This is a genomic window from Streptomyces sp. NPDC005955 (assembly GCF_042871255.1).
Lineage (GTDB): Bacteria > Actinomycetota > Actinomycetes > Streptomycetales > Streptomycetaceae > Streptomyces.
Genome location: NZ_JBIAIF010000008.1, coordinates 235,076 through 259,586, shown reverse-complemented (window position 1 = coordinate 259,586; position 24,511 = coordinate 235,076). Strand labels below are relative to the sequence as shown.

Annotated in this window: 23 protein-coding genes; 8 read left to right on the top strand and 15 right to left on the bottom strand. The window is 71.7% G+C overall.

The genetic code is table 11. The features are described from left to right. Positions 1-107 precede the first annotated feature (107 nt). From ACFYOU_RS21370 to ACFYOU_RS21355, 4 genes are all read right to left on the bottom strand, one after another. Positions 108-2,336 (bottom strand): alpha-N-acetylglucosaminidase TIM-barrel domain-containing protein, encoded by a 2,229-nt coding sequence (locus ACFYOU_RS21370; protein ID WP_391307567.1) that lies wholly within the window; start codon positions 2,334-2,336, stop codon positions 108-110. Between the two features lie 151 nt (positions 2,337-2,487). Continuing rightward, complete coding sequence (locus ACFYOU_RS21365) at positions 2,488-3,135, bottom strand: hypothetical protein (RefSeq protein ID WP_391307565.1); 648 nt, start codon at positions 3,133-3,135, stop codon at positions 2,488-2,490. A gap of 57 nt (positions 3,136-3,192) precedes the next feature. Further along, positions 3,193-3,792 carry a histidine phosphatase family protein gene (locus ACFYOU_RS21360; RefSeq protein WP_391307563.1) on the bottom strand — a complete coding sequence of 200 codons (600 nt, stop codon included), beginning with the start codon at positions 3,790-3,792 and terminating at the stop codon, positions 3,193-3,195. 43 nt (positions 3,793-3,835) lie between these two features. Beyond that, on the bottom strand, positions 3,836-5,044 hold the full coding sequence (locus ACFYOU_RS21355; RefSeq protein ID WP_385490639.1) for a pyridoxal phosphate-dependent aminotransferase: 1,209 nt from the start codon (positions 5,042-5,044) through the stop codon (positions 3,836-3,838). A gap of 128 nt (positions 5,045-5,172) precedes the next feature. Between ACFYOU_RS21355 and ACFYOU_RS21350 the strand changes: the two genes are divergently transcribed. The 3 genes from ACFYOU_RS21350 (at position 5,173) to ACFYOU_RS21340 (ending at position 7,673) form a co-directional block, all read left to right on the top strand. After that, positions 5,173-5,853, top strand: coding sequence for a winged helix-turn-helix transcriptional regulator (locus ACFYOU_RS21350; RefSeq protein WP_391307561.1), 681 nt, complete (start codon positions 5,173-5,175; stop codon positions 5,851-5,853). A gap of 97 nt (positions 5,854-5,950) precedes the next feature. Further along, positions 5,951-6,613: a TetR family transcriptional regulator gene (locus ACFYOU_RS21345; RefSeq protein WP_391307559.1), complete on the top strand. Its 663-nt coding sequence runs from the start codon at positions 5,951-5,953 to the stop codon at positions 6,611-6,613. Positions 6,614-6,815: 202 nt separating this feature from the next. Next, positions 6,816-7,673 carry a lipase family alpha/beta hydrolase gene (locus ACFYOU_RS21340; protein ID WP_391307557.1) on the top strand — a complete coding sequence of 286 codons (858 nt, stop codon included), beginning with the start codon at positions 6,816-6,818 and terminating at the stop codon, positions 7,671-7,673. A 30-nt stretch (positions 7,674-7,703) separates the two neighbouring features. Here ACFYOU_RS21340 and ACFYOU_RS21335 read toward each other — a convergent pair whose 3' ends face one another. Next, positions 7,704-8,867, bottom strand: a complete 1,164-nt coding sequence (locus ACFYOU_RS21335; RefSeq protein ID WP_391307555.1) for an agmatine deiminase family protein — start codon at positions 8,865-8,867, stop codon at positions 7,704-7,706. A 204-nt stretch (positions 8,868-9,071) separates the two neighbouring features. Here ACFYOU_RS21335 and ACFYOU_RS21330 point away from each other — a divergent pair, with 204 nt between their 5' ends. Beyond that, positions 9,072-9,653 carry a TetR family transcriptional regulator gene (locus tag ACFYOU_RS21330; RefSeq protein ID WP_391307553.1) on the top strand — a complete coding sequence of 194 codons (582 nt, stop codon included), beginning with the start codon at positions 9,072-9,074 and terminating at the stop codon, positions 9,651-9,653. A gap of 51 nt (positions 9,654-9,704) precedes the next feature. Beyond that, positions 9,705-10,136, top strand: a complete 432-nt coding sequence (locus ACFYOU_RS21325) for a DUF3995 domain-containing protein (RefSeq protein ID WP_391307551.1) — start codon at positions 9,705-9,707, stop codon at positions 10,134-10,136. Positions 10,137-10,178: 42 nt separating this feature from the next. Here ACFYOU_RS21325 and ACFYOU_RS21320 read toward each other — a convergent pair whose 3' ends face one another. The 3 genes from ACFYOU_RS21320 to ACFYOU_RS21310 form a co-directional block, all read right to left on the bottom strand. Then, positions 10,179-10,748, bottom strand: coding sequence for a hypothetical protein (locus ACFYOU_RS21320; RefSeq protein ID WP_391307549.1), 570 nt, complete (start codon positions 10,746-10,748; stop codon positions 10,179-10,181). A 90-nt stretch (positions 10,749-10,838) separates the two neighbouring features. Then, positions 10,839-15,524 carry a hypothetical protein gene (locus ACFYOU_RS21315; RefSeq protein ID WP_391307548.1) on the bottom strand — a complete coding sequence of 1,562 codons (4,686 nt, stop codon included), beginning with the start codon at positions 15,522-15,524 and terminating at the stop codon, positions 10,839-10,841. A 32-nt stretch (positions 15,525-15,556) separates the two neighbouring features. Continuing rightward, entirely contained in the window at positions 15,557-15,862 is a 306-nt protein-coding gene (locus ACFYOU_RS21310) for a trypco2 family protein (RefSeq protein WP_391307547.1), read from the bottom strand. 83 nt (positions 15,863-15,945) lie between these two features. On the opposite strand from ACFYOU_RS21310, the gene ACFYOU_RS21305 reads away from it, so the two are divergent. Beyond that, a complete protein-coding gene (locus ACFYOU_RS21305; protein ID WP_391307545.1) occupies positions 15,946-16,395 on the top strand; it encodes an NUDIX domain-containing protein in 450 nt (149 codons plus the stop codon). Between the two features lie 70 nt (positions 16,396-16,465). Here the strand turns inward: ACFYOU_RS21305 and ACFYOU_RS21300 are convergent, their stop codons facing one another. Continuing rightward, positions 16,466-18,373, bottom strand: coding sequence for a KedN5 family methylcobalamin-dependent radical SAM C-methyltransferase (locus ACFYOU_RS21300; RefSeq protein WP_391307543.1), 1,908 nt, complete (start codon positions 18,371-18,373; stop codon positions 16,466-16,468). 218 nt (positions 18,374-18,591) lie between these two features. Beyond that, complete coding sequence (locus ACFYOU_RS21295) at positions 18,592-18,819, bottom strand: MbtH family protein (protein ID WP_389763562.1); 228 nt, start codon at positions 18,817-18,819, stop codon at positions 18,592-18,594. 105 nt (positions 18,820-18,924) lie between these two features. Between ACFYOU_RS21295 and ACFYOU_RS21290 the strand changes: the two genes are divergently transcribed. Next, positions 18,925-19,332, top strand: coding sequence for an adenylyl-sulfate kinase (locus ACFYOU_RS21290; protein ID WP_391307541.1), 408 nt, complete (start codon positions 18,925-18,927; stop codon positions 19,330-19,332). On the opposite strand, the gene ACFYOU_RS21285 is transcribed toward ACFYOU_RS21290, so the two are convergent. Then, the gene (locus ACFYOU_RS21285; protein ID WP_389763560.1) at positions 19,320-19,451 is read right to left on the bottom strand and encodes a hypothetical protein; all 132 of its coding nucleotides are present in this window, start codon (positions 19,449-19,451) and stop codon (positions 19,320-19,322) included. The genes ACFYOU_RS21290 and ACFYOU_RS21285 overlap by 13 nt on opposite strands. A gap of 75 nt (positions 19,452-19,526) precedes the next feature. On the opposite strand from ACFYOU_RS21285, the gene ACFYOU_RS21280 reads away from it, so the two are divergent. Continuing rightward, positions 19,527-19,937, top strand: coding sequence for a DUF6027 family protein (locus tag ACFYOU_RS21280; RefSeq protein WP_389763558.1), 411 nt, complete (start codon positions 19,527-19,529; stop codon positions 19,935-19,937). 19 nt (positions 19,938-19,956) lie between these two features. Here the strand turns inward: ACFYOU_RS21280 and ACFYOU_RS21275 are convergent, their stop codons facing one another. From ACFYOU_RS21275 to ACFYOU_RS21260, 4 genes are read right to left on the bottom strand one after another with little or no spacing between them, the layout of a single operon-like run. Continuing rightward, complete coding sequence (locus ACFYOU_RS21275; RefSeq protein WP_391307538.1) at positions 19,957-20,910, bottom strand: arginine deiminase family protein; 954 nt, start codon at positions 20,908-20,910, stop codon at positions 19,957-19,959. Then, positions 20,885-22,138 carry a sulfotransferase gene (locus tag ACFYOU_RS21270; protein ID WP_389763554.1) on the bottom strand — a complete coding sequence of 418 codons (1,254 nt, stop codon included), beginning with the start codon at positions 22,136-22,138 and terminating at the stop codon, positions 20,885-20,887. Before ACFYOU_RS21270 ends, ACFYOU_RS21275 begins: the two co-directional genes overlap by 26 nt. Then, a complete protein-coding gene (locus ACFYOU_RS21265; protein ID WP_391307536.1) occupies positions 22,131-24,062 on the bottom strand; it encodes a methyltransferase domain-containing protein in 1,932 nt (643 codons plus the stop codon). The genes ACFYOU_RS21270 and ACFYOU_RS21265 overlap by 8 nt, the downstream gene beginning before the upstream one ends. Continuing rightward, positions 24,059-24,511: a rubrerythrin family protein gene (locus tag ACFYOU_RS21260; protein ID WP_389763550.1), complete on the bottom strand. Its 453-nt coding sequence runs from the start codon at positions 24,509-24,511 to the stop codon at positions 24,059-24,061. Before ACFYOU_RS21260 ends, ACFYOU_RS21265 begins: the two co-directional genes overlap by 4 nt.

Below are 24,511 nucleotides of genomic sequence, written 5' to 3'. Positions count from 1 at the left end.
ATCGATCAAGCCATATCGGGGGGTGAAATGCCGTGACTAGGGTCACGATCCGCCGGTGGGCATCCGGATAGTGACCTTTTTGTGGTGATTCGAGGTGATGTGCGCCGTCAGGTGAGCGACGACGCTTGCGCGCGCAGCAGGTCGCGGACCTCGATCGCCACCGTGCGGGTCTTGCCCCGCGGGGTGGTGGCGAGCCGCCCGGGTGCGCGGGTCCAGGCGTCCTCCACGGCGAACCAGTCGATCCGCTCCGGCGCACCACCGGTGCGCAGCGCCTCGCCCAGCACCTCGAAGTACCGCGACCAACGACGTCGGTACAGCCCGCCCACGAGCCCGGCCCACTCCCGGTTGCCGTAGTCGCGCAGTCCCGCATCGGCCCCCTTGCGGGTGCCCCAGACGGTGAGCAGCGACAGCGCGTCGTACGCCAGCCGCTCCCGCTCCGCGGCGTCGGCGCCCCACGAACGGGCGTCCGCGAGATGGCGCCCCAGCAGATGGGCGCCGTCCGTCGCCAGGAGCCGTTCCAGCACGTCCATCAGGTCGAGCCAGTGCGCGGTCAGCCGGTGGAACCGGCCGGCGTCCCCGGAGTCGTAGGCGGCCTTGATGCGGGGCAGCAGGACCCGGCTGCGGTTGGAGAGCGCCTGGCGCGCCACGTCCAGCAGGTCGTGCCGGTACGCCGACGAGGACCGCAGCCGCGGGCCGACCGCGAGGAGCTCGTCGAGCGCGGGCTCGAACTCCGCCGGGTCGTAGCGGAGCGACTTGGGGGACCAGCGGGCCGCCCGCACCGCGGTCAGTGCGGGACGGGCCCCGAACAGCCCGTCGGCACCCTCGCTCCAGCCGTCCTCACGCGTCGTCCCGTACACCGTCCTGCGCAGCCGGTCCCAGGCCGCCGCCGCGTGCGCGTCCCGTGCGCCGTAGCGGGCGTGCGCCCAGCGCGCGAACCAGTCGGCGAGGTCGAGCGGCCCCTCCGACCAGGCGAGTTCGGAGAACAACTCGAAGGCCGCGGGGTTGTTGTCGGCGGCCTCCGGCAGCAACGCGATGCCGCGCAGTGCACTGCCCGGCCGCGACCGGCGGTCCGGGAACGCGCGCGCCCACTCCCGGGCGTTCGCACCGAGCGCGGTGTGCCCGCCGAAGTTCCAGATCGAACCGTAGGCGTACGGCGTGCCGAGCCAGTCGCCCTCCCGGTCGTCGGCCCCGGCAGCACGGTCGGCGATCCCGTCGAGGATCAGCATCCGGTCCCGGTCGACGGCTTCGACGAGCTTCCGCGGCGGGTTCGTCCGCCAGCCCAGGGTCACCCACACCGCCGTCGGGTGCGCCCTGCGCAGCGCCCGCTCCACGGCCCGGGCCGCGTCCTCCACCGGGACGTCCCCCGCGCTGCCGCCCTCGTGCAACAGGTCCATCTTGTACAGCGTGGTCGCGCCGAACACCTCCTGCTGGACCTCGTAGTACGCCGCGGCCACCCGGGCGAACACCGCGCTGCGCGGGTCGAGCCAGTCCGGCCGGTCGAAGCCGTACCACTCGCCCTGGGGCACCGTCCGGGCGCCGGCGTTGCGGTCCGCGAACCCGGGCGGGACCATGCCGAACCAGCCCGGCAGCACGGGGGTCATGCCCAGCTCGCGGAGCCGTCCGCAGATCCGCCGACCCAGCGCCGCACGTGCCGCGATCAACCGGCCGGACGGGGGCGCCGGGAACCCGGAGAGGTTCTGGAGCAGCCACCAGGGCTGGTGCGCGGGACCCGGCACCCAGCGCCGCACCTCCTCCTCGGCGTAACCGAACGCCTGGAAGACCCGGTGGTGCACCGCCTCGGCGCCCACCTGGACGAACACCCGGTTGTAGCCGTGCAGGGCGAGCACGTCCAGCTCGCGTTCCCAGGAGGCCCAGGTGCGGTAGGCGCCCGTGTAGCCGTCGTTGGTGTCGTTGAGGGCGAAGCGGTGGGGCACCGAAGCGGTGCGCACCGTCTCGGCGGCGGGCGCGGGGAGGGTGGCGGGCAGGGCGAGTTGTGCGCCGGCCCAGGTGAGGTTGGCGTGCGCGGTGTGCTTCAGGTACCAGCGGAGCGCGGTGAGTTGGACCGCGGGGGTGGTGCCGGTGAGGACGATCCGGCCCCGGGCGCCCGACACGGTGAAGGAGTCCGGAGCCCCGGGCGCCGACCGGAAGCGGAGTTGGTCCGCGTGCCGGGGGAGCAGCCGCCGGGCCGCGCGCGCGGCGGCCCCGGCGGCCCCGGCGTGCGGGGTGTCGTCGGCGGCCGTTCGGTGCGCCCCCGGGGCTGCGGCGGCCCGGACGGACACGGACGCGCCCGCCGAACCGGCGACGGCGGCGAGCAGGGTGCGGCGGGGCAGCGGCATGGCGCCTCCAAGGGGTGGGGCCCGGTGGGCGGTCCGAGACGGCGGGACCATGTCTAGCCGGTGCGACCCCATGGAGGAGGACCATACGGTTTCGTGTGACTGATCGTGTCGCGAAGACGCGGGTGCGCCGTCCCGTGCGGGTGGGGCGCGGTCAGTCGCGGCGGGGGGAGGCGAGGAGGTGGCGACGGCCGCCGACCCGGGGTTCGGTGTGCTCGCCGACCTGCCAGCCCGCCCGGCCCAGAGCGTCGGCGCAGGCCCGCAGCCCGGCCGCGTCCGCCGCGTACACGCCGACCGCCTCGGGCTGGGCGGACTCCACCACCCGGTACCCGGGCCCCTCCCCGGTCTCGGGCACGCACCCCGCCGCCTCCAGTGCGAGCGCCGCCGCCGCGAGGAGGTGCGTGCGCTCCCAGCCGCAGGGGCGGTCCGTCGCCGCGTCCGTACGGGTCATCCGCCGTAGCTCCAGCAGCCCCGTCCAGGCACTGGCCACCTCACGGGCCCGACGGGGGCCGCCCCGCTCCGCCGCGTCACCGCCGAGGCGGGCGGCGAACACCCGGCCGGCGGGCGCGGGCTCGGCCACGGCGGTCCGGGGCCGCTCGCCGTCCTCCGGGGCGTCCGCCTCGGAGCGGAGCCGGTGGCCCGCCGGGGTGAGGAACCAGTCGTGCGGGGGACGCGGATGGCGGAACGCCAATCCGAGCCGTCCGAGCGCGGCGAGTTGCACGGGCGTGCCGCGCAGCCGTCCCGTCACGGGCTCGGCTGCCGCGACGACGCGTCGCTGGGCGGCGGTCGGTGGTCGGGCCATGCGGCGCTCTCCCCTCGGCGAGCGGGGAGCCCCCGTGCGCTCCCCGCTGTCCGCAGCCTAGGGCGAGGGTCTGACATTCCACCCGGCGACCACGGGCCGACCGTGCTCGGTGCTGAGCCGGCACACCGTTCCGGTGGCGAGTTGGAACAGCGCCCCGTGCGACGGCGGGAGTCCGAGCCGTCGCGCCGTCAGCACCCGCAGGAAGTGCCCGTGGGCCACCAGCACGACGCTGCCCTCGTGGTTGGCCAGGGCGGCATCGGCCTTGGCCAACATCCGGTCGGCCCGGGCGCCCACCTCCTCGGGACTCTCCCCGGGGTGCTCCGGCGGTCCCGCGGCCACCCCGTCGTCGAACAGGAACCAGCCGGGGCGCGAGCGGTGGATCTCCACGGTGGTGATCCCCTCGTAGCCGCCGTAGTCCCACTCGTGCAGGTCCGGGTCGATGCGGACGTCCGTGAGCCCGGCCAGTTCGGCGGTTTCCCGGGCCCGCTTCAGCGGGCTGCTGATGGCGCACGCGATCCGGTGCGAGGTGAGCAGCGGTGCCAGCGAGCGGGCCTGTGCGCGGCCGTTGTCGGTGAGCGGGATGTCCGTCCAACTCGTGTGCTGTCCGGAGAGGGACCATTCGGTCTCCCCGTGCCGGACCAGAAGAAGATCACCCATGGGTCCTTGATATCACCGAGGTGATCAAGGACCCGCTGCGGTGTCACTGCCGGTACCCGCCGAGGAAGCGTCCGATCCGGCTGATCGCCGCGTCCAGGTCGTCGGCGTGCGGCAGGGTGAGGATGCGGAAGTGGTCGGGGCGCGGCCAGTTGAAGCCGGTGCCCTGGACCACCTGGATCTTCTCCCGCAGCAGCAGGTCCAGGACGAACTTCTCGTCGTCGTGGATCGGGTGCACGGCCGGGTCGATGCGCGGGAACGCGTAGAGGGCGCCCTTGGGCTTCACGCAGGAGACGCCGGGGATCTCGTTGAGCTTCTCCCAGGCGCGGTCCCGCTGTTCGTACAGCCGACCGCCGGGCGCCGTCAGCTCGTGGATGGACTGCCGTCCGCCCAGCGCGGCCTGGATCGCGTACTGGGCGGGCGCATTGGCGCACAGCCGCATGGAGGCCAGCATGGTCAGGCCCTCCAGATAGCTGCGGGCGTGCTGCCGGGGGCCGGTGACGACCAGCCAGCCGGAACGGAACCCCGCGACCCGGTACGTCTTGGACAGTCCGCAGAAGGTCAGGACGACCAGGTCGGGTGCGAGGGCCGCGGCCGAGTGGTGCACGGCGTCGTCGTAGAGGATCTGGTCGTAGATCTCGTCGGCGAACACCATCAGGTGGTGCCGGCGGGCGAGGTCGAGGATGCCCTCGACGACCTCCTTCGGGTACACCGCGCCGGTCGGGTTGTTCGGGTTGATGATGACCACGGCCCGGGTCCGGTCGGTGATCTTCGCCGCCATGTCCGCCAGATCCGGGTACCACTCGGCCTGTTCGTCGCAGAGGTAGTGCACGGCCTTGCCGCCCGCGAGGGTCGTGACGGCGGTCCACAACGGGAAGTCGGGCGCCGGGATGAGGACTTCGTCGCCGTCCTCCAACAGGGTCTGCACCGCCATGGACACCAGCTCCGAGACGCCGTTGCCGAGGAACACGTCGTCGACGTCGACCTCCAGGCCGAGCGCCTGGTACCGCTGGGCGACCGCCCGCCGGGCCGACAGCACGCCCCGCGAGTCGGTGTACCCGTGGGCGCGCGGCAGCATCCGGATCATGTCCTGGACGATCTCCTCGGGGGCCTCGAACCCGAACAGCGCGGGGTTGCCGGTGTTGAGGCGCAGCACGCTGTGGCCCGCCTCCTCCAGCGCGTTGGCCTGCTCGATCACCGGGCCCCGGATCTCGTAGCAGACCTCGTTCAGCTTGCTCGACTGCCGGAACTCCATGTGCGGCCTCCCAGACCTGTGGGGCGGACGGCCTCCCGTGCGGCGGACCCGGCGCCCTGCGTGGCGTGATGCTTGGTTTTACCAAGTGGGAGCTTGGAAAGTCCAACAACATCGCTAGACTGCGGCGCATGCCACGTCAGCCGCATGCCGCGCCGGGCCGTTCCCGCCGCAGCTACGACCAGTACTGCGCCGCCGCCCGCGCCCTCGACTCCGTGGGTGACCGCTGGACCCTGCTGATCGCGAGGGAACTGCTCGCGGGGCCCCGCCGGTACACCGACCTGCACACCGATCTCCCGGGCGTCAGCACCGACATGCTGGCCTCCCGACTGAAGGACATGGAACGCGACGGCATCGCCGAACGCCGCCGGCTCCCCGCGCCCGCCGCCGCGACCGTGTACACCCTGACCGCACGCGGCCAAGAACTCCTCCCCGTCCTCGACGCACTCGCCGAGTGGGGCGCCGGCGAACTCGCCGGCCCCGGACCCACGGACGCCGTCCGCGCCCACTGGTTCGCCCTGCCGCTGCGCCGCCGCCTGGCCGCGCTCGGCGGTACGGGGACGGTCGAGGCGTACGTGGACGAGGGCGCGTTCCACGTACGGGTCGGGCAGCGGCCGGTCGCGGGGCAGGACCACCCCGAGCCCTACGGTGACGGTCCGGCACCCGACGGCTCCGACACCCGGCTCACCCTCTCCACCGACACCTGCGCCGCGCTCGTCCGCGGTGACTTCACCCTCACGGACGCCGTGCGCGACGGGCGGGTGCGGGTGGACGGCGAAGGGGAGATCGCCGAGTTGCTGCGCAAGCGCTGAGCCGTCCTCCGGTCCGCCCCGACACGCGCTCGGACCTGGCCCGACCTGTGCGACGGCTCCCGTCCGTCGACGGCGCGACGGCCTGTATGTTGGGCGCGTGGCCGGTGCGGTGGTGGACGAGGAAGGCGCCAAGGGGCGACGGATCCGCGGTCTGGACGCCGCCCAGCGGCGGGCCAGGCGGCGCGAGGACCTGTTGGACGCGGCGTTGGAGCTGTTCTCCGCCCAGGGGTACCAGGACACCTCGATCGAACAGATCTGCAAGCGGGCGTACGTCGGCACCAAGAGCTTCTACGAGGTCTTCACCGGCAAGGAGGCCCTGTACCTGGCGCTGCTCGACCGCATCGTCGCGGACATCACCGCACGTCTGCGCGCGGCGCTGGAGGAGTTGGGCGGCGACCGGGACGAGGGCGAGTCCGCGCGGGCCCTCATCCGGCACTTCGCGGACGCCTTCGTGGACGACGTACGGGTGGCGCGCGTGACCTTCGGCGAGGGCCGGGCCGTCACCCCGCTGGTCGAGGCGCACCGCCGGGCCAACCGTCGGTGGGCGGCCTCCTTCGTGGAGACGGCGTGGCAGCGGCTCGGCGTCGAAGCGGGCCCGCACGCACGCACGGTGGCCATGGGCCTGATCGGCGGCCTCTTCGACATCATCGCCGATTGGCTGCTGGACGCCGGTACCGCGCGGGCCGCCGAACGTGCGTCCCTCCAGGCCGGGCTCGACCGCTTCTACACGGTGATCAGCTCCGGACTCCGCCCCTCCTGACGCCCCGCCCCGCCCGACGCCCGGCCCCTCCTGATGCACCGTCCTGCCCGACGCACCGCCCCCTGACGCCCCGTCGCCCCCTCGTGCACCGTCCCGCCCGGTGCGTCGGACCGGTGCGCGCTCTTTGGAAACGATGCCTTGTTCCCAACAAGGGTACGTGCTCTACTTCCGAGTAACCTACCCGCGAGCAAGGAGTTGCCGCATGGCCAAGCTCCGCACGTTCCTGGCAGCGCTCGTGCTGTCCGTACTCGCTTCCACCACCCTGGTGACGACGGCCTCGGCCGGGGCGCCGCCGCAGTCCGGGTGGAACGACTGGTCCTGCCGGCCCAGTGCCGCCCACCCCGAACCGGTGGTCCTCGTCCACGGGCTCGGCGCCAACGGCTGGGACAACTTCCTGACCCTGGCGCCCACGCTCCGCTCGGCCGGCTACTGCGTCTTCTCCGAGACCTACGGCAAGACCGTGCTCGGCGGACTGGCCGGCGGGCTCGCCCCGATGGCGAAGAGCGCCGTCGAGGTCGGTGCGTTCATCGACCGCGTGCGCGCCGCGACGGGAGCCGCGAAGGTCGACGTCGTCGGCCACTCCGAGGGCACCACCGTCCCCGCGTACTACCTCAAGTACCTGGGCGGAGCCACCAAGGTCGACGACTTCGTCGGTTTCGGCTCCAACTTCCGCGGCACCACGCTGAACGGCCTGGCGAGCCTGGCCGCCGCCCTCGAACTCCAAGGTCCGCTGACCGCCGTCGGCTGCGGCGCCTGTACGGACTACCTGCCCGGCTCGGCGTTCCTCGCCAAGCTCAACGACGGTCCCGTCGCCGTGCCCGGACCCACGTACACCAGCATCGTCACCCGCTACGACACCGTGGTCACCCCGTACACGAGCGGTCTGCTCACGGGGGCCGGCGTCACCAACATCGTGCTCCAGGACAAGTGCCGCCTGGACTCGGCCGGCCACCTCGGCCTGGCCGTGGACCCGAACGTCGCCCAACTCGTCCTCCAGCGGCTCGACCCCGAGCACGCCCCGCGGTTCCGCTGCCGCCCCTTCACCACGCTCGGCATCTGACGCACGACGCGCACCGAGGCCCCGGTCCGCTCACGCGGCGGGTTCGCCCGGCTGGTCGTGGGTCGCGCAGTGGATGCCGCCGCCGCCCGAGGCGATCGTGTCGATCCCGATCGGCACGACGTCCCGGTCGGGGAAGTGCTCCTGGAGGATGCCGCGGGCGCGTCCGTCGGCCTTCCGGTCGCCGAACCGGGGCAGGAAGACGGCGTCGTTGGCGATGAAGAAGTTGGCGTAGCTCGCCAGGAACTCGTCCCCCTCGCCCGTGATCCGGGCCAGGTCGGGCTGCGGGAGGTCGATGACCTCGAAGCGCCGCCCGCGGGCGTCCGTCGCCTTCGACAACACCGACTTCGCCTGGTCCGCGGAGCGCGACCAGGAGTCCGGCGGGGTGTCGGGGTGGGCCCGGTCCAGCAGGACCACGCCGGGTTCGGTGAACCGCACCAGGCTGTCCACATGGGCGTCGGTGATGTCCTCGCCGCGCACGCCCGCCAGCCAGATCACCTTCTCGACGCCCAGGGTCCGCTTGAGTTCCGCCTCGACGGTGTCCCGGCTCTTCCCCGGGTTGCGGTTGGCGTTGACGATCGAACTCTCGGTGATCAGCAAGGTGCCCTCGCCGTCCGGCTCGAAGGAGCCGCCCTCCGAGACCAGCGGGGCCCGGACCCGGGGAATCCGGTACTCGTGCAGCAGGGTGCGCCCGACCCGGGCGTCGTTCGCGTGCTCCTGCTTGTCGCCCCAGCCGTTGAAGTTGAAGTCGACGCCGATGACCTCGCCGTCCTCCTCGACGAACACGGGCACGGTGTCGCGGGCCCACAGGTCGTCGACGGCCAGCGGGATCACCTCGACCTGGGAGCCGCACGCCCGCTGCGCCGCCTTCACCTGCGCGGGCCGGGCCATCATGACGACCGCCTCGTACGCGCCGACGGCCCGGGCGATCCGGGCGATGTCCTCACGCACGTAGGGCAGGTCCGCTCCCCAGACCGAGGACAGGGCCGGCCAGGACATGAAGGTGCGGGCGTGGCTCTCCCACTCGGCGCCGAGTCGCCGCCCCGCACCGGGCGCGACCTGCCGGGGGGAATCGACGGGGGTGCTGGAGCGCGGCGCGGTGCCGGCGGGGCCGCAGGCCACGGCACCGAAGGCAGCGGCGCCGAACCCGGCGAGGGCGCGCAGGGTGGTCCGACGGGTGGGGAAGAGGGGTGACACGGAGGAATCCAATCGTGGAACCGGAGCGAGCGCATCCGGTGGGGCGGCGGGGCCGCCCTGGTTGCCACTGTGACACTGACTGAAAATTCAGTCAAACGACGGTCGAGCGACGGGGCCGGTCGTCGGCCGGTCGTCCGCCCTCCTCCGCACACCCGGTCACGGGGCCGCACGGACCCGCTCCGGACCCCCGGTAGGCTGCGGATCATGGCGTCTCGCAGCACTCAGATCCTCGAAGCGGCCGCCCGGGTGATCGCCCGGCGCGGGGTCCGAGGACTGCGCGTGGAGGAACTGGCGGCCGAGGCCGGCGTCTCCACCGCCCTGATCTACTACCACTTCAAGGACCGCACGGGGGTCCTGCGCCAGACCCTCGAATTCATCAGCGACCGCGCCGAGCGCTACACCACCGACCGCGACCCGGACGGCCCGCCGCCCGCCCCCCGCCAGGAGTTGGAGGAGTCCCTCCTGCTCGAACTCCAGGACAGCGCGGAGGTCCGGGAGAACAGCACGGCCTGGGGCGAACTGCGGGCGAGCGCCGTCTTCGACGAGGCGCTGCGCGCGGACCTCGCCCGGGCCACCCTGGTCTGGGTGCGGGAGGTCGCCGCGCTGCTGGGCCGGGTCCGACCCGCGGCGTCGGCCGCCTCGCTCACCGCCGCCGCCGAACGGCTCACCGCCGTGCTGGAGGGGCTCAGCACGCGGTGGCTCAGCGGCGGCATCGAGGTCGGGCACGCGCGGGAACTCATGCGCGGCGCCATCGCTACCGAACTCGCCGCACTCCGCGCGGACTGACCGACCCGGCCGCCTGTCCCGTGGTACAGGCAGCTTGTTAGGTTGACCTGCATGAACGTCGAACGCGTTGCCAGCCGGACTTCCGCCTCGGCCCTGACCGTTCTCGCAGGTCTGCACGTCGCGTGGGGGCTGGGGTCGACCTGGCCGCTGCCCGATCGGGAGACCTTCTCCGACCTGGTGGTCGGGGGCGCGGGCTTCCCCCCTCCCGCCGCGTGCTTCGCCGTCGCGGGGGCACTGGGGACGGCGGCCGCGCTGGTCGCGGGCCGCCCCCGGACGCACCCCGCACTCTCCCGGCTGGGCACGGCCGGGACGGCCGCCGTCCTCGGCGCACGTGCCGCGGCCGGGCTCGCGGGACGAACCGATCTGCTGTCCCCGGGGTCCTCGTCGCCCCGCTTCCGACGCCTCGACCGCATCGCGTACGCACCGCTGTGCCTCGCCCTCGCCGCCTCGACCGCGCTCGCCGCCGCCGCACGCCGGCGGTAGCCGCTTCAGGGCCCGGGACCGGCACGACGCGGAGTGCTCGCGTCAGCGGTGGCGAAGGTGCGCCAACAGCCGTGCCTTCCCGGCCGGTGCCGTTCGTGCGACGTGGTGTACGGGCCTGCCCGTCGCCTCGCCCGAGGTGGCCGCCAGGGACGCCTCGATCCTGGTGCTGGACTGCAGGACCTGCGGCGCGCTCCAGTCCTGCGGCCATGCCTGGATCAGGTATCGCTCGACGGGTTCCACGTCGACACCGTCGGGACGGAGGCCGCGTCCGTGGGCGTGGACCCTGAGCCGGTACCAGCCCGGGCCCCGGCTGGTGAGATACGGAACTTCGCCGACGACGTGTCCCGGGTCGACCGCCATCGCTCCCGTGGGGGAGTGGACGCTGGCTTCGACGATCTCCTCCCAGCGCCCGGGGCCCCCGGGCGGCGCCTTCGGACGGATCTCGGTCCGCACGGTCACGACGCCGGTGTGGATGCCGGTCTTGATCCACGCTCCGTGGTCCATCGGCGCCAGCAGCCCGTTGGACCACCGCGTCGACTCGACCCTGAGGTCTTCGCCGTCCGAAACGCAGAAGAGTCCGCCGTTCACGTGTATGACAAGTGACTTGCCCATGCCACAGAGCCTAGTGCGGCCGAACGGGGACCCGGGGGCGCTGTGCGGTTCTTCCAGGGCAGCGACGGTGTGGTGGTTGCCTTGATCGTCCTACTGAGCCGAGGGCAACTCGGCTACTCGCCGGGCCTCTTCCGGCGTGAGGTCGCTGCGGGACTGGAGGGACTTGAGGACGAGTCCGGCGTCGTGGGACACGGCGTGGCGCCCTAGCCAGGTGAGTGCCGAGGCGACCGTCTGACGAACCTCGTCCGGGCGGAGGTCCCGCCGGGACAGCAGGGTGCGCAGGATGAACCGAGCCTGATTCTCCGTGGCGTGGACCGTGAGCCAGGTGAGTGCGGAGGCGATTGCTTGGTGTGCGTCGTCCGGCGGGACGTCTCGCCGGGAGAGCAGCGGCGCCAGGACGAAACTGCCTTCGGTGACGGTGGTGTGGGTTCTGAGCCAGGTGAGGGTCCTGGCGAGTGTCTGACGTACCTCGTCCGGTGGGACGTCCCGTCGGGAGAGCAGCGGGGCCAGGACGAAACTGCCTTCGGCCCTGGTGGTGTGGAGTCTGATCCAGGTGAGTGCGGAGGCGATTGCGTGTTGTGCGTCGTCCGGTGGCAGGTCTTGCCGAGCGAGGAGGGGGCGCAGGACGAAGCAGGCCTCGGCGCTCGCAGCGTGGGGTTCGAGCCAGGTGAGTGCGGAGGCGATTGCCTGACGTGCCTCGTCTCGTGGGACGTCCCGTCGGGAGAGCAGCGGGGCCAGGATGAAGCGGGCCTCGGCGGCGGTGGGGTGGGCTGTGAGCCAGGTGAGTGCGGAGGTGATGGCTTGGTGTGCGTCGTCTGGTGGGAGGTCTCGCCGGGCCAGCAGGGGGCGCAGGGCGAAGCGGGCCTCGGCGCTCGCGGCGTGGAGTCCGAGCCAGGGCAGCGCAGAGGTGATTGCCTGACGTGCTTGGTCTGGTGGGAGGTCTCGTCGGGCCAGCAGCGGGGCCAGGACGAACTGGGCCTCGGCCCTGGTGGTGTGGGGTCCGAGCCAGGTGAGTGCGGAGGTGATTGCCTGCTGTGCGTCGTCCGAGCAGAGGTCTCGTCGGGAGAGTAGGGGGGCCAGGACGAAGCGGGCCTCGGTGATGGTGGGGTGGAGTGCGAGCCAGGTGAGTGCGGAGGTGATGGCTTGGTGTGCGTCGTTCGGTGGGAGGTCGCCGCGGGAGAGCAGGGAGCGCAGCACGAAGTCGGCCTCGGCGCTCGTCGTATGGACTCTGAGCCAGGTGAGGGTCCTGGTGATTGCTTGCTGTGCGTCGTCCGAGCGGAGGTCTCGTCGGGAGAGTAGGGGGGCCAGGACGAACTGGGCCTCGGTGATGGTGGGGTGGGCTGTGAGCCAGGTGAGTGCGGAGGTGATGGCTTGGTGTGCGTCGTTCGGTGGGAGGTCGCCGCGGGAGAGCAGGGAGCGCAGCACGAACGGGGCCTCGGCGCTCGCCGTGTGGACTTCGAGCCAAGCGAGCGCAGAGGTGGTTGTCTGGCGTGCGTCGTCCGAGCGGAGGTCTCGTCGGGAGAGTAGGGGGGCCAGGACGAACTGGGCCTCGGTGATGGTGGGGTGGGCTGTGAGCCAGGTGAGTGCGGAGGTGATGGCTTGGTGTGCGTCGTTCGGTGGGAGGTCGCCGCGGGAGAGCAGGGAGCGCAGCACGAAGTCGGCCTCGGCGCTCGCCGTATGGAGTCCGAGCCAAGCGAGCGCGGAGGTGATTGCCTGCTGTGCGTCGTTCGGTGGGAGGTCGCTGCGGGAGAGGAGGGGGCGCAGCACGAAGTCGGCCTCGGCGCTCGCAGCGTGGAGTCCGAGCCAGGTGAGGGTCCTGGCGAGTGTGTGACGTGCCTGGTCTGGTGGGAGGTCTCGTCGGGAGAGTAGGGGGGCCAGGACGAACTGGGCCTCGGTGATGGTGGGGTGGGCTGTGAGCCAGGTGAGTGCGGAGGTGATGGCTTGGTGTGCTTCGTCTGGTGGGAGGTCGCTGCGGGAGAGGAGGGAGCGCAGGACGAAGCCGTCCTCGGCGGCGGTGGGGTGGGCTGTGAGCCAGGTGAGTGCGGAGGTGATGGCTTGGTGTGCGTCGTTCGGTGGGAGGTCGCTGCGGGAGAGGAGGGAGCGCAGGACGAAGCGGGCCTCGGTGGCGGTGGGGTGGGCTGTGAGCCAGGTGAGTGCGGAGGTGATGGCTTGGTGTGCTTCGTCTGGTGGGAGGTCCCGCCGGGCCAGCAGGGGGGTCAGGACGAAGCGGGCCTCGGTGATGGTGGGGTGGGCTGTGAGCCAGGTGAGTGCGGAGGTGATGGCTTGGTGTGCGTCGTCCGGTGGGAGGTCCCGCCGGGCCAGCAGGGGGGCCAGGACGAAGCCGTCCTCGGTGATGGTGGGGTGGGCTGTGAGCCAGGTGAGTGCGGAGGTGATGGCTTGGTGTGCTTCGTCTGGTGGGAGGTCCCGCCGGGCCAGCAGGGAGCGCAGGACGAACTGGGCCTCGGCGACGGTGGCGTGGTCTTCGAGCCAGGAAAGCGTGCAGCCGATCGTCTGTTCCAGAGCCTGCGGCGGCAGGTCCGTTCGGTAGAGCAGGGTACCGAGCACGTAGCTGGTGTCCCGTCTCCGCAGGTGACTCCTGAGCCATTCGAGAGCGGTGGGTACGAGGAGCAGCGCCCCGTCCGGGGGGAGGTGGCGCAGGCCACGATAGAGGAGATGCCGAGCGTTGACGCTGACACCGAACTCCGTTAACCAGGGGTTGACGACCTCTTCCCAGCAGCGGACGGCGACGGCGTTCCAGGGTGGCCCGGAACAGACCGCACCGAGGGCGTAACTGCCCACGTCGGCGTCCTGACGCGTGACGCGGCCGACGGAGGCCGCGTTGTCCGAGAACCACTCGTCGAGCACCGGGGCCACCGGATCCGCACGGTCGGCGAGCGAGAGGTCGTTGACGAGACGGCCGACGTTGGCGGCGTAGCGGCCGATGGTCCGCGGGTTGGTGAGGCAGCCGGCCAAGAGGGCACGGGTACGGATCTTGTCCGGGACGTCGTTGCGTTCGGGCAGGACGACGGATTCGATGAGCTGGTCGGCCACCAGATCGTGAGCGACCGACAACATGTCGTTCTCCGGCTCCAGCCAGCCGAGGGAGATGAGCGTGGTGACGATGTCCTCGGGGTCCGGGATCCCGGTCGCTGCGACGTCGTCGGCCGCTCGGGCGAGAGCGGCGCGGGCGGCCGACGTCACGTCTGCGCGCGGTTGCGGGCAGGCGGCCGCGGCTGCGGCCGCGCCCACCAGACCGTACGAGGCGTGAACGGGCGTGAAGGTGTCCTTGCGGCCGGGGACGGACAGGCTGTCCTCGTTGAGTCGCCGTTCCAGCCAGCCGGGAAGCTCCCCACTGGACCGGAGGCCGGAGGTGAGAGGTGCCGGAAGCCCGGCTTCGACCCGGCGTTCGATCTCACGGGCGACCAGCAGAGCGACGATCGGCCGGTTCCCGCAGATCGCCATCATGCGGTCCTCTCCCATCTCGTGGAGAGCCCTGGGCGCCAGTCTGGTCAACGCGTTGCTGGTGATACGCCGCCGGAAGTCGTCGTCCTGCCGCAGTTCCACCTCGTCGAACAGTTCGTGCAGCAGCGCACGGTCCGTCTTCTGCAACCACCCGGGCCGAACCGAGGCGAGGAGAGCCATCGGAACGCCCTTGCGGTGAGCCGCGGGGATGAGGCGGTGTCGCAACGCTGGCAGATCGAGCTGAGATGCGTTGAGATAGTCGATCACCACGAGCACGGGGCCGGGTTTCGCGAGCACCTGCTCGGCAACCTGGTCGGTGAGTGCCAGGTCCTCACCGGGCAGAACGTGGAGCACCCGCCAGCCCGCTTCCAACGCCAGCCGCCCCACCTCCAGGCCGGTGCGGGTCTTGCCCGTGCCCGCAGCCCCTACCAGCAGGATGCCCCGGTCGGCGGACGTGACCAGGCTCATGAAGAGGTTCTGCGGATCGGCCTCGTGGCTGCTGCCGGGGGAGACGAACGGCAGGTGTGTGGGCGTGAGGTTCTTCTTGAAGTCCCCGAATCCCTCGATGAGTTCCTGCTGCGAGACCACCGAGGGCAGCGGTATGTTTCGATCGGCCCCGGGAAGTTCGACCGTCACCGCCTGTGGCCGTACGCCGTCTCGTGCGAGAAGGCCCATGAACTCCGGGTCCTCCAGCACGGCGGTGATCGGTTCGGCCTCGGCGCTGCCGGTGCCCGCCGCAGGCAGCCGCTGCGACTGCACTCCGATGAGCAGCGTGCCGTCTTCGGTGAAGAGCGCCGTACCGGAGATTCCCTGCCACGAATCCTGTCCGCCGGGGCCGTGGTCCTTGGGCGGTGCCGTGGTGAAACTCAAGTCCAGATGACCGGACTTCACATTGGAACCCAGGTGGACGAACCCGCCGATCTGTCTGCTGTCCCGCCGGCGGAGCCCGCGTACGCGATCCGACTCGGCCCGCTGCGCGTACGCCGGAAATCCGATCCCGGTGAACAGCACGCTGCCGGTGCCGTCCGGCAGGCGACCCAGCGCAACCGGCGGCACGACCACCGGATCTTCGCCGGCCGTGTCCGTCTCCGCCGGGTGGGTGAGCCGCAGCAGTGCCAGATCTCGCCCGGTGGCTGCCCGCCACACCGGTGAGACGGGATGCTCGGCGTTGCTACCGCCGAGGAGAACGGTGCAGGTGGGGTCTTCTCCGCGGGGCCCGAGGAGATGCGCCACGGTGAGGACCAGGTTGCGGCTGATCCGGTAGCCGGACCCGTACTCCGTGCGGCCTCCGTGCTTGACGAGCACCTCGGCCACGCGTGCTTTGTCGAACGGCTTCACGTGGGCGGTCAGTCCGTGGCGAGCAGGCCCGAGACGTCATCACCGGTCAGAACGGGATCGCCAGCACTCGTTCTGGCGTCGAGGCTGAGCCTGAGCGTGTGCGTCCGTGCCGACCTCGTGCTGCCCCCGCCGCCCAGTGAGGCGACCCAGAAGCGCACACCCGCGTTGGCTTCGGCGGACTTCTCCACCGCGACCTGGAGTTCCAGGTCGATGGAGTTGATGCGGAACCGTACGTCCTGGTCGGCGGCGTCGAGTTGAGCCCGGCCGATCTCGGTGCGCAACGACGCGAGCAGATCTGCCAGTTCGATGTCCATGGGTCCCCCACGCAGGAGCAGCGCTCGACCAGCGCTCTGGTGTACGACGTATGGTCGTCAGTGTGACAGACGGTGCGCCGCTCGTGACCGATGACCGTGGAAATGCCCTGGTCTCCTTCACGAGGGGAGACGAGGAGACGCCGCCGGGGGACGCGCCCCTGCCGGCGGCGTTGGTCGCCCTCTGGCGGGACGGCCGGGTCCTCATGGTCTTCGATCGGTACCGCCGGTCCTGGGAACTTCCCGGCGGGTGCATCGAAGAAGGCGAATCGCCACGTCAGGCGGCCGCGCGTGAGCTGTTGGAGGAGAGCGGACAGGTGCCCGACGAGCCGTTGCGGTTCGCCGGGTACGCGGGGTTCGTCCTGGCGCCCGACCGGCGGGCCGAGTACCTGGCCGTGTTCACCGGCCACTGTTCCGTAGCCCGCGACTTCGAGGCCAACGAGGAGACCACGGCCATCGCCTGGTGGGACCTGCTCGAAGTCCTCCCCGGACACGTTCAGCCTCTGGACGCCCATCTCGCCCTGCTCACGCGCTAGCGAGCTCGGTCAGGGGGACGCCGTTCGCGGCTCACCGGTCGGCATCGAGCCGGGGTACGAGAAGGCAGGATCAGCGGGTGGAAGCGTTGCCGTACGGAGTGTTCGTCCGTCGTGCTGTCAGATCCCGGACATCGAGGCAACGACCGGCGTAGTAGGTCGCGAGTTCGTGGTTGTCGAGGTAGTCGTCGAACCCGACGCGATGCGCGAGCGTCAGTTCCACCGGCGAGGGCTCGTCGTCGAACGGCCGGCCCGCGCGGATGGCGTCGAGAACCTGCGGCATCGCGTACTGGAACCGCAGGCCGCCGCGGACGTAGTGCGGCAGGCCGTCGATGCTGCGCACCTCGGCGCCCTCCGCACCCGCACCGGCGTAGATCGGGCGGGTCGCACGGTCGTAGCGGAAGATCTCGTTCAGCAGCGGCCGGTGGCGCCCGGGCACCTTCGGCAGGATCGCTTCCTCCCACCACTGCTGGAAGACCGGCGCGAACCGCGGGTCGGCGTAGAGCTTGTGCAGCGACGCGACGACCAGGCCGGAGTCGGTGAACTCGCGGCCGTGGCCGAGCAACTCGACGACGGCGGGATCGGTCGAGTCCTGGAACCAGTCCGACAGGATCAGCAGCACGGCGCTCTGGGTGAGGCCGGCGAACTCCCGCAGCGGCACCCAGATGTGCCGGAAGTACATGTTCTCGCTCATCATCCGGGCCCAGAACATGAACCGCTGCATCGTCGTGTTCTCCGCGACCGTGACGGTGCGGTTGGCGAGAACGTACTCGAAGTCGTCGTTGTCGCCGCGCACGGTGACGAAACCGTGCTCCTCGCGGTTCTCCGTGTAGTTCGTGTTGGGCAGCAGCAACAGGGGGTAGACGGCGATGCGGGACACGTGTTCGGACAGCCGGTCGTAGCCCGTCAGGAAGGAGTCGACGGTCTCACCCGGCGCGCCCCAGATCAGCTCGGCGTAGGCGTCGAGTCCCTCCGCCGCGAGCCATGCCGCCAGGTCCTTCCACTGGTTGAGCCGCATGTTGCTCCGGCCCATGTCACGCAACGCCGTGTCGTCCAGTGTCTGTAGCGCCACGGTGAACGAGCTCTGGAACCCCTCGGCCTTCATCCGGCGGATGATGTGGTGGAACGTCTTGGACTTGTTCTTCGCCCATGACGTCTCCAACGACTGCGGGAACCCGTACTTCTCGCGCGTCCTGACGAGGTCCTCGACGAACTCCGCGTCCGGCTGTCGCATGCCGAAGTTCGAGTCGCACAACACCACCGTCGGAATCCGGTGGTAACCGAAGACGTCGAGTTCCGCGCGCAGCCGCTCGCGGGAGAAGTCGCGCATCTTCTGACCGACCGCGCCACCCCAGTAACAGAACGAGCACTTGTACGGACAGCCACGGTTGGTCTCCATCAGGGCGACGTCGTAGGGGAACCGACCGTGGTGGTCGAGCAGCGGGATGGCCCCGGTGAGGAACGGCGACGGGATGCTGTCCAGGTCGTTGATGCGCGGTGCCTCGGCAGTGGTGTGGAGCGTGCCTTCCTCGTCGCGGTAGGAGATCCCCGGCACCTGCGCGAGGTCGTGCGGCGACTTCTCTTCGAGGACGGCGAGCAGCAGGTCGCGGAAGGTGAACTCGCCCTCGCCGTTGGCGACGACGTCGACCTCGGGGAAGCGTCGGAAGACGCGTTCCGCCTGGTGGGCGACGTGCGTTCCGCCGAAGACGACCCAGCCGTCCGGGCGCACCGACTTGTAGGTCTCGGCGAGCGCGCCGAACTGGTTGAAGTTCCAGCCGAAGACCGAGAACGCCAGCACGTCCGGCACGACCCCGGAGAAGAGGGTGCGCGCCATCGAGCCGAGCGACTCTCCTCCGCGGAAGTTCTGTATCCCCACGTCGAACTCGGGTCCCACCACGGGATCGGCCCGTGCTGCGGCGGTGAGATAGCCGGCGGCGAGCGGCATCGATTCCTTGGGCATGTCCCAGGCGCCCTGTTGCACGATCAGCGCGCGCCCGCGCTTCTCCCGTGAACGTGAACGTGGTCGTGGTAACGGAAGCGTGGACTGAGTCACTGTTCTGCCCCTATGCCGTCAGGCCGCCAGGTTCCCGCGGGCGATGTGCACGCCGTGCACCGTGCAAGGTGACGTGGAGTGCGATGCAGGTGACGAAGCGGTCCACCGCCGTCGTCACGGTGAAGACCGGGTGTCCGTCCGGTGGCTCACCCGGACGAGTCGTCCATGGCGCGGCGCAGGGAGGCCGGACGCAGATCGGTCCAGTTCTCCTCGACGTGGGCCAGGCACGCCGCCCGGCCGTCCGGGCCGTGCACCACGTGCCACCCGGTGGGCACCGGAGCGAACTCCGGCCACAGCGAGTGCTGGTCCTCGTCGTTGCGCAGCACCCAGAACACTCCGTTCTCGTCGTCGAACGGGTTGGTCGTCTCAGCCATGCCGCCTCCCGGTCGCCGCACCCTACAACGCGCCTTCGGGTGGTCAACACTCCTGCTCGCCCGCCCCGGTGACCTCCGACGGAGGGGGGTTCCGGGGCGTCAGGGGTGAGGCCGGCCGGGCACGGAGCCAGGGTGGGGGTACCGGCGGCCGCGCCGTACCGGGCAGCCCGCGAAGGGGCGCGCGTCATCCGCGCGGCGGCCGTGATCGGCTACCGGGAAGCGGGGGAGAGGGCACCGCTGGAGGTGTGCGTGCGGCGCGACGCGAAGGGAGCGCACGCCGAGGCGAACGCCGTTCAGATCACCGGGACGACCGGGACGGTCGGGATCACCGGAACGGACCGGGACGACGGGGGGCGGACGACCCCTGCGAGCCGCCCGGGGCACCCCGGTTGCGGCTGCGTGTCGACCGTCACGGTCGCGGTACGTGCGTGGCGGGCCTGCTCGGCCTTCTTCGTGGGGACGCCCCGGCCCGCCCGTGCGGGAGGACCGGGGCGGTTGGGTCAGATGCGGTAGCCGAGGCTGCGCAGCTGCTGACGGATCGCCTCGTCGTCGGCCGTAGCGGTGCCGCTGATCGCGGCGCCCGAGTCGGTCGGAACGAGGGCGACTTGCTCCTCACGAAGGTTGTCGTTCACTGGTTCTCCTTTCCTGACTTCGGTGTTCATCCCTGCCCGGTCGGACAAGCTCGGTGCCGCCCTTAGGGTGGCGGCATGGATGGCGACATGGAGGACCTGGCCTACGACGCGACCGGTACGCCGGAGGTTCGGCTGCGCCAGTGGGAACGGTGCTGGCCACCGGACGACCCGCATGCCAACTTCAAGGCCGAGGTGGTCGACTACGGGCTCCTCGACCCGCTGGAGACCGTGCGCGGGATGTCCCGGAACCTGGACATCCCGGTCGGCGCGATCGTCCGGTACGTGCTGGCGAAGTGGGCCACCGGCGGCAGCGGCGGCCTGCTCGAACTCGGGCCGGTGATGGTGCCGCGCCTGTGGGAGCCGATCGCGGCCGCGGAGGAGGCCGATTCCGACGAGCAGCGGCTCGCGGCGTACCACCAGCTCCGGCAGATGATCTCTTGGCTGAAGGTGCCGTTGGACGACCCCACGGTGTACCCGGCTCAGTGAGCGGCCAGGTGGGCGGCCCTCAGTGTGCACGGCGCACCACCCCGGTCACGCAGCCGATCCCGCCGGCCGCCCGCAGGTACTCGCCGATGTCGATCTCGTCGACGGCCATGCCGGCCCGCTCCAGCGTCCGCCGGATTCCCGGGCAGCCCGCGGGCATGAGCACCCGCCCCGGCGCGAGCACCAGCAGGTTCATCCCGCGCCGCACCAGCAGTTCCTCGTCCGGCGGCAGCGCGATCACCCGATAGCCGTGCTCGGCGAGCAGCGCCAGCAACTCCGGTGGGCTCGCCGCCCGGTGGATGACGGCGGTGGACGGGTCGAGGAACACCACCGTGCCCAGCAGGTGCTGTACGCCCGGCGCCAGCGGCACCGTCACCACCCGCGCCCCCAGTTCCGCGACCGCCGAGGCGACCTCGGCCGCGCCGGCCGCGTTCGTGCGGAACCCGGTGCCGACGATCACCGTCGACGGGTCGATCCACAGCGCGTCGGCGCCCTCGAACACGGCGGTCCCGGACACCGTGCGCAGGATCGGGAACCCGGCCCCGGCCAGTGCGAGCGCGGCATGCCGTTCCTCGCCGGCCCGCTGCGCCGACGCCATCCGCGCCAGCACCGCCCCGGCCGGGGTCATCCAGAACAGGTCCCGCGCGAACACCGCGTTCGGCCCCGCTTCGGGGGACGTCAGGTGTACCTCGACGCCTTCGTCCCGCAGGCGGTCCGCCAGCGCGTCGCACTGCGCCCGCATCGCCGGGAGGTCCACCGGCCCGAGCATGAGCGAGGCCCCCGGCCGTCGTACCGCGGCGATGCTGTCCGGCGGGCGGACCAGCAGCACCGACCGCAGCGCGGCCGTCTCCGACCGGTACCCGCACGGTGCCCACACGTCGCCGGCCGCGACGTCGTCCACGTGGGACGCCGTCCGGGGCACCCATCCCGGGCCGCCGTGGGTGCTCAGCTCAGATCCAGTGGTCGTCACGGGCATAACCAAGCCTCTCCGCCATCGCGAGCACGTCGGCGCTGAGCACGGACCGGATCTCCTCCTCCCGCGCCCGCCACCGGCCGGGGCGTGGTGCGGCGGTGGCCACGGTGGCGGCGATGCCGTCGGTCGCGGCCCGCTTCAGCGGCCCGTCGAACGGGACCCCCAGCCAGTCCGCGATCCGCTCGACGGCGTCCGCACGGGCGTGCGGGCCGCTGATCAGGTCCTCGAACCGCACCGTGTGGTCCGGCCCGTGCGCGAGCGCCGCACGGTGACTCGACCACCACTGGTGGGCGCAGACCCGGGGCAGGGCGGCGGCGGTGTACGCGGGCCAGCGGGGCGGTAGGTCGAACTTCCACCAGTGCCGGTCGGCCGGTCGCACGTCGGCGTATCCGGCGATGCGCAGCGGTTCGTCCAGCCGGTACGCGTGGAACCCGTGGTGCAGCCATCCGTCGACCAGGCCGTTGATCGACGCGGCCGGGTTCCTGGTCAGGTGCAGCACCCGTAGGCGCGCGTGGGGGAACACCGCCCGTAGGAAGCCGAGTCGGTAGGCGTTGCCCGGCGTCTTGATCACCAGTGGCTTGGTGGCGAGGTCGTGTTCGTCCGCGGGCCGCCACGGGCGGGGGAGGACGAAGGGCGGCTCTTCGAGCAGTACGTCACCGGGCGGCCCGGCCGGCCGTGGCCCCGGTGACCGTCCGGGAAGGTCGTAGTACCACGGGTTCACGCCGGCCATGTCGATCAGCGCCCGGGCGAACCGGGGGAGATCACGGTCCAGTAGCGCCTCGGCGGTCCGCACCAGGTCGACGGGGTCGAGGTCCAGCCCCGGCCACTGCACGACCAGCCGCCACGCCGCGTCCGCCGCGAGGTTCTCCACGCCGGTGCCGGGAGAGCCCGCGTCCAGTGCCAGTTCCGCCTCGAACAACGCTCGGGAGCCCGGCGGGAGCCGGTGCCAGTGCGCCGCGTCCAGCACGTCGGACCCGGTGCCGCTGTGCGGGTGGTCGAGGCCGACCAGCCGCAGCAACGGACCCAGCTCACCGCGCAGGTGCAGCAGGTGCGGCGAGGACCGCAGCAGCTCGGCGAGCATGCTCGACCCGCCCCGCGAACTCGACGCGACGACGACGAGGTCCCGTACCTTCGCCCGGAAGTGCGGCACCGGCGTGCCCCGTAGCGGCCGCAGCACCTCCAGCCCGCGTACGACCTCGGCGACCGGGCGGTCCACGGTGCGGCTAGGCATGGTCGGGTTTCCGCACCGAGTACACACACCAACGCCACCGGTCGCGCACCGAGCCGTCCGGCAACACTTCGAACGGGTGTGCGTCGCGTACCTCGCGCGGCGCGTCGTAGTAGAGGCGGTAGATCTCCTGCCGGTTCGCCGGTGTCGTCTCGTGGGTGTCGATCCACCGGTCGATCGACTCCCACAGGAAGTACTCCTCCATCCGTACGTCGGTGAACCCGCCGCCGGTGAGCAACGCCCGGAAGTCCTCCTCGCGGAACATCTGGTACAGCAGTGGCTGCTTCTTCTTGAACACGCGGAACATCCAGAACGCGTCCACGTCCGCGTACGGCACGATCTGCCCGACGATGAACTGCCCGCCCGGCCGCAGCACCCGGAAGATCTCCGACACCGGCCGCTCCGGCTGGGGCAGCAGGTGCAGCACCTCCCGGGTGACCACCAGGTCGAAACTGGCGTCGGGGAACGGCAGGTCGTAGACGGTGCCCTGGTGCACGACGTCCAGCCGGGTCGCGGCGAGCGCGGCCATCTCCGGAGTGAGGTCCAGCCCGACCATCTCGCCGACCCGGCCGCGGAACGCGCCGCCGACGACACCGCTGCCGCAGCACACGTCCAGCATCCGCGCGTCCGGCGGCACCGCGCACAGCTCCGCGTGCTTGCCGAGCAGGTCGTCGTCGGTGAGCCAGGCGCACGAGTCGTGCCAGTCCTTCGAGCGGATCCCGAACTGCCGCTGGTAGACCGCGTAGTCGACCTCGACGGCCCGGGTCCGGGAGCGGGCCGTCCGCCCGGCCAGCCGCGCGGCGAGCCGGGCCCGACTCGCGTCGACGGCCCGTTCGACGATGCGGCGGGCCAGCTCCGGGTCGGCCGCCAGCGCCTGCCGCGCCTGCTCGGTGACGACGTCGAACACCCGGTCGCCTGCGTCGTCGTTGCGCAGGGTGCGTTTGGTCTGGCCGTCGAAGCGCGCGTCCGGGATCCGGATCGCGATCACCGCGGTCAGCCCCTCCAGGATGTCGACCACGGTCATCTTGTCCGCGGACGGGCCGAGGTGCTCGGCCACCACCCCGGCCAACGCGGCGCGCAGGGCGTCCACGTGCGAGCCGCCCAGGTCGGTGCGGATGGTGTTGACGTAGCTGAAGATCTGCTCCGCGTACCCCTCGGTCCACTGGACGGCGGCGTCGATCACGCACCCGTCCCCGGCCCAGGTGATCGTGGCCGGCTCGGCGTGCACCTTCTCGGCGTCCCGGGCGCGGTACGCGAGCAGGCCCCGCACCCCGGTCGTCTCGCACAGCGACTCGTGCCGCCCGGTGCGGTGGTCGGTGAGGTCGACCCGCAGTCCCGGGTGCAGGTACGCGATGTCGAGCAGCCGGGCGTGCACCAGGTCCGCGTCGAGCACGCACGAGGAGAAGATCTCCGGGTCCGGACGGAACCACACCCGGGTGCCGCGGCGGTCGCTGTCGCCGACCCGCTTGAGCGGGGTCTCGATCGCGCCCCGGGCGAACGACTGGCTGTGGTGCGCGCCGTCGCGCCACACGTCCAGCCGCAACCACTGCGACAGTGCGTTCACGCAGGCCAGGCCGACGCCGTGCAGCCCGGCCGAGGTCGCGTACGAGGAGCGGTCGAACTTGCCCCCCGAGTGCAGCGTGGTGAGCACGAGCTCACACGCCGGGATCCCGGCCTCCGGGTGCGGGTCGGTGGGGACGCCCCGGCCGTCGTCGGTGACCGAGCAGGAGCCGTCGGCGTGCAGTTCCACCGAGATCGTGCCGCAGTGCCCGGCGGCGGCCTCGTCCACGGCGTTGTCGACCAGTTCGAGTACGAGGTGGTGGGCGCCGTCCGAGCCGGTCGACCCGATGTACATCGACGGGTTGCGGCGCACCGCCTCCAGCCCGGAGTAGACGGTGATCGCCTCGGCGGTGTAGTCGGTGGTCATGGCGCTCCGTTCCCGGCGAACCGCGGCTCGGTCAGCCCGGTGAGGGCCTGTTCCAGCCGGTCCACGTGCGTCTTCTTCAACGTGCACAGGGTCTCCAGCCAGCTCGCCAGATCGGCCACGCCGTCGGTGTGCGCCCGCCCCGCCAGTCCGGGGTAGCGTTCGGTGGCCTCCCCGAGGTCGCCGCTGATCGCCGCGGCGAGGTGGCGACGGGTGTCGCCGAGCGCGTGGCCGGTGCCCGGATCGTCGCCGCCCAACAGGTCGCGCAGCACGTCCAGGTGCCCGTGGGCGGCGCACACCACGCTCTCGGCGAGCTCGCCGAACACCCGGGCGGCCTCGGTGTGACCCTCGATCTCGGCGACCCGTGCGAAGTAGGTGTACCGTGCCGCGGTGGCCGCCTCGGCGAGGAACGCGGCCTGCACGCCGTCGGCGAGGGACTGGTCCGGTTCCAT

What these genes read in the sequence shown, in the direction of transcription:
- ACFYOU_RS21370 (WP_391307567.1), bottom strand. Translation starts at nt 2,336, where the DNA reads ATGCCGCTGCCCCGCCGCACCCTGCTCGCCGCCGTCGCCGGTTCGGCG.
- ACFYOU_RS21365 (WP_391307565.1), bottom strand. Translation starts at nt 3,135, where the DNA reads ATGGCCCGACCACCGACCGCCGCCCAGCGACGCGTCGTCGCGGCAGCC.
- ACFYOU_RS21360 (WP_391307563.1), bottom strand. Translation starts at nt 3,792, where the DNA reads ATGGGTGATCTTCTTCTGGTCCGGCACGGGGAGACCGAATGGTCCCTC.
- ACFYOU_RS21355 (WP_385490639.1), bottom strand. Translation starts at nt 5,044, where the DNA reads ATGGAGTTCCGGCAGTCGAGCAAGCTGAACGAGGTCTGCTACGAGATC.
- ACFYOU_RS21350 (WP_391307561.1), top strand. Translation starts at nt 5,173, where the DNA reads ATGCCACGTCAGCCGCATGCCGCGCCGGGCCGTTCCCGCCGCAGCTAC.
- ACFYOU_RS21340 (WP_391307557.1), top strand. Translation starts at nt 6,816, where the DNA reads ATGGCCAAGCTCCGCACGTTCCTGGCAGCGCTCGTGCTGTCCGTACTC.
- ACFYOU_RS21330 (WP_391307553.1), top strand. Translation starts at nt 9,072, where the DNA reads ATGGCGTCTCGCAGCACTCAGATCCTCGAAGCGGCCGCCCGGGTGATC.
- ACFYOU_RS21325 (WP_391307551.1), top strand. Translation starts at nt 9,705, where the DNA reads ATGAACGTCGAACGCGTTGCCAGCCGGACTTCCGCCTCGGCCCTGACC.
- ACFYOU_RS21320 (WP_391307549.1), bottom strand. Translation starts at nt 10,748, where the DNA reads ATGGGCAAGTCACTTGTCATACACGTGAACGGCGGACTCTTCTGCGTT.
- ACFYOU_RS21310 (WP_391307547.1), bottom strand. Translation starts at nt 15,862, where the DNA reads ATGGACATCGAACTGGCAGATCTGCTCGCGTCGTTGCGCACCGAGATC.
- ACFYOU_RS21295 (WP_389763562.1), bottom strand. Translation starts at nt 18,819, where the DNA reads ATGGCTGAGACGACCAACCCGTTCGACGACGAGAACGGAGTGTTCTGG.
- ACFYOU_RS21280 (WP_389763558.1), top strand. Translation starts at nt 19,527, where the DNA reads ATGGATGGCGACATGGAGGACCTGGCCTACGACGCGACCGGTACGCCG.
- ACFYOU_RS21275 (WP_391307538.1), bottom strand. Translation starts at nt 20,910, where the DNA reads ATGCCCGTGACGACCACTGGATCTGAGCTGAGCACCCACGGCGGCCCG.
- ACFYOU_RS21270 (WP_389763554.1), bottom strand. Translation starts at nt 22,138, where the DNA reads ATGCCTAGCCGCACCGTGGACCGCCCGGTCGCCGAGGTCGTACGCGGG.
- ACFYOU_RS21265 (WP_391307536.1), bottom strand. Translation starts at nt 24,062, where the DNA reads ATGACCACCGACTACACCGCCGAGGCGATCACCGTCTACTCCGGGCTG.
- ACFYOU_RS21260 (WP_389763550.1), bottom strand. Translation starts at nt 24,511, where the DNA reads ATGGAACCGGACCAGTCCCTCGCCGACGGCGTGCAGGCCGCGTTCCTC.